Annotated in this window: 3 protein-coding genes; 2 read left to right on the top strand and 1 reads right to left on the bottom strand. The window is 63.1% G+C overall.

Features of this window, described 5'->3' with window-relative positions; all coding sequences use genetic code 11:
* The first annotated feature begins 267 nt into the window (after window positions 1-267).
* Window positions 268-909 (top strand): transposase family protein, encoded by a 642-nt coding sequence (locus tag ACH4ZX_RS40150; protein ID WP_398283857.1) that lies wholly within the window; start codon window positions 268-270, stop codon window positions 907-909.
* A 15-nt stretch (window positions 910-924) separates the two neighbouring features.
* Window positions 925-1,587 carry a transposase gene (locus ACH4ZX_RS40155; protein ID WP_398283861.1) on the top strand — a complete coding sequence of 221 codons (663 nt, stop codon included), beginning with the start codon at window positions 925-927 and terminating at the stop codon, window positions 1,585-1,587.
* A gap of 229 nt (window positions 1,588-1,816) precedes the next feature.
* Here the strand turns inward: ACH4ZX_RS40155 and ACH4ZX_RS40160 are convergent, their stop codons facing one another.
* Window positions 1,817-2,443 carry a hypothetical protein gene (locus ACH4ZX_RS40160; RefSeq protein ID WP_398283859.1) on the bottom strand — a complete coding sequence of 209 codons (627 nt, stop codon included), beginning with the start codon at window positions 2,441-2,443 and terminating at the stop codon, window positions 1,817-1,819.
* Between the last annotated feature and the right edge of the window lie 486 nt (window positions 2,444-2,929).

Below are 2,929 nucleotides of genomic sequence, written 5' to 3' on the forward strand. Positions count from 1 at the left end.
GGTGCGGTCCTTGTGGTCCAGGGCGATGTCGGCCCACGGCAGTTTCCTCAACTGCTCGAGCAGGCCGGGATGGTTGCCCTTCACGACAGCGATGTGGTGGGCACCTTGCTGGGTCTTCGAAGTTGAGCGGTGCAGGGTCGGTAGCCGCTGACTGCCTGTCACAGTGTGTGATCCGTAGGGTGGTTGTCGGCCCTGGATGTAGGACGCCCGTGGTCCTGGTGATCATTTCTGTTCTCTACGCAGAAGGATCATTGGGGAGCCACGGGCTTGGTCAACGATACGACGTTGCTGCTGGACCTCGACGGGGTGTCCGTCATGCGGGTCGAGCGGTGCGAGGATGGTGGGCGCCGGGTTCATCTGGCCACGGCGGATGCCTCGGCCCGGGTCTGCCCGGCCTGCGGGGTTTTCTCGTCCCGGGTGAAAGGCTCCGCGACCACCCGGCCCCGTGATCTCCCTTATGGCGAGCGCGGGCTGGAGTTCTTGTGGCACAAGCGACGCTGGTGGTGCCGCGAGCCAGCCTGCCCCCGGAAATCGTTCACCGAGCAGATCCCGCAGATCCCGGCCGGCGCCCGGCTGACCGGGAGGCTACGGAGTACGGCCGGACGTCGGATACGGGATGCCGGCTCCACGGTCATCCAGGCCGCCCGCGATCTGCATCTGTCCTGGCCGACCGTGATGGACGCCTTCAAGGCCGCTGCCCACGAGGTCGTCGAAGCGCCGCTGCCCGAGGTCGGGGTGCTGGGCATCGACGAGACCCTGCGCGGCAAGACCCGCTGGGAGCAGAACCCCGAAACGGGCAAGTGGCAGCTGACGCGGGACCGGTGGCACACCGGGTTCGTCGACGCGCTCGGTGTCGGTGGCCTGCTCGGCCAGGTCGAGGGCCGCACCGTCGCCGACGTGCTGGCCTGACTGTCCACCACACCCCTGACCTGGCGCAACAGCATCCGGCACGTGGCCATCGACATGTCGGCCACCTACCGGGCCGCGATCCGCACCGGCCTGCCGAACGCCGTCGTCGTGGTCGACCACTTCCACATCGTGCAGCTCGCGAACAAGATGCTGTCCCTGGTCCGGCGCCGCACCACCGCCGAGATCCGCGGACGACGCGGACGCGCCACCGACCCGGAATGGAAGGCTCGCAGGCGCCTCCTGCGCAACCGCGAGGACCTCAACGACGAGCAGTTCGCGAAGATGTGGAACCCGCTGCTGGACGAGGGGAAGATCGGACAGACGCTGCTGACCGCCTGGATCGCCAAGGAAAGCCTGCGCACCCTCCTCGCTCTGGCCCGCACCGGCGCCGACCGCCACCGCATCGGCCAGGCCCGCTACAAGTTCCTCACCTGGTGCGCGGACGCCGACATCCCGGAAGTGCGTACCCTCGCCACCACCGTGGACCGCTGGTGGAACGAGATCGCCGCGTTCATCGACACCGGACACAGCAACGCCAAAAGCGAGGGCATCAACCGCGTGATCAAGCTCGTCGCCCACGCCGCCTTCGGGTTCCGCAACGCTACGAACCAGCGGCTACGCACACGCTGCGTCACGACACGTCGAACCCGCGGACACCTCCGCACCGCTCAACTTTGAAGACCCGGTAAGCAACGAGGCTCCTGCGCTGATGAGTTGAGGCGTCGAACACCTCTCTCAACGGCACAGGAGCCTCGTGCGTTGCCGACATCGGCCCCTCACCCGATCAGTACCCACTCTGAAAACGCTCACTGAAAAAGTCCCACTGGCAACGCTGCCGAAAAGTCATAGCCGGCACCGTCATTACCAAGCGAAGAACCCGCTCAGGGCACGATCAGCTGCTGGAGTACTAAGGAGCAGTCGGCAGACAGTAAGCATAGCCGGACGCTATCACCGACTTGTCAGTCCAGTTGGTGAAGCTCCAGGTCACCGTTGCAGGAGCTTCATCATTCAGGGACGATTCTGCGTCAACTCCCGGAGGGGTCGATGAGGCACTTCCGGTGTAAAATGGCACGTTCGCAGGACATTGGATCACCGATTGTGCAGACCCCGGCAGGACTAGTGTCCTCGCGGGAACAATGGCATCCTTCCTAATCTTGATCATTGGATCGGGGTTCTGTTCAACAGATGAGCAGGTCACGCTCAAGTCGACCCAGACATACTTGGCGGGATTGCTATACTGGTTACCGTTGAAGAAATCAACCCTCGTTTCTCCAGGGTATTTTTCCGTCGCGATATTGGTCAACCGCTCACGGCCTCCGGAAATCTTGAGGGCGACAGACTTCGGGTACGGGTAAGCCGACGGGCATTTTGCCTTTACATAGCCGAGGGTTTGCGGGGCGGCCCAGCCAGAGTTCGAAGCGATATATTCGGTTGAGGTGTCCGCTGCAGCGCTGGTTCCAGGCGAAAGGAAAAGGAGTCCGACGCCAAGAGGAAGGAACGTTGCAAATCTACGCATACTGCGTGGAATCTTCATTTTTTCCTGTTAGGTCTAGGGATGTTGATGGGAAACTCTTGCGGTTCCCGCGACCTGTACGGAACGCCGTAGTTCAGCGCCCTACGAAACGGAACCCGAAGAGCTTCGCATTGACAGAAGAGAGTCATAGGGGATTAAACAGGACGTGTCGAAAAACAGAGTAGAGTATTCTCTGCCTACTTCGTCCGGGTTCAGGGCGGCTTCAAGTTCCCGGTAGGAGTGGGCTGCCGGTGATGCAGGGGCTTTGCGTGTTGCGGTTCTGTCCGGTTGAGCACGTGAGTCCTGGTTGATCATGTCCATCCGAGTGTGGCCAGAGGCGGCCTGGGTGGCGGGCATTGTGGCGGGTGGCGGCGGCAATGTTGGTGCGGCCGTCCTGCCGGCAGACGCTGACGGCGAGGTTGCGAAGGCCGGCCATCACGCGGGGCAGGCGGCCGACGCGGATGGTGGAGGCGTCCTCGGCGAACGTGGTGTCACGGACGTGGTGGA

It is taken from the genome of Streptomyces sp. NPDC020490 (assembly GCF_044335305.1).
In the GTDB taxonomy this organism is placed as follows: Bacteria; Actinomycetota; Actinomycetes; order Streptomycetales; family Streptomycetaceae; genus Streptomyces.

Excerpts from the sequence above, each read along its gene's own strand:
- ACH4ZX_RS40160 (WP_398283859.1), bottom strand. The coding sequence starts at position 2,443 with ATGAAGATTCCACGCAGTATGCGTAGATTTGCAACGTTCCTTCCTCTT.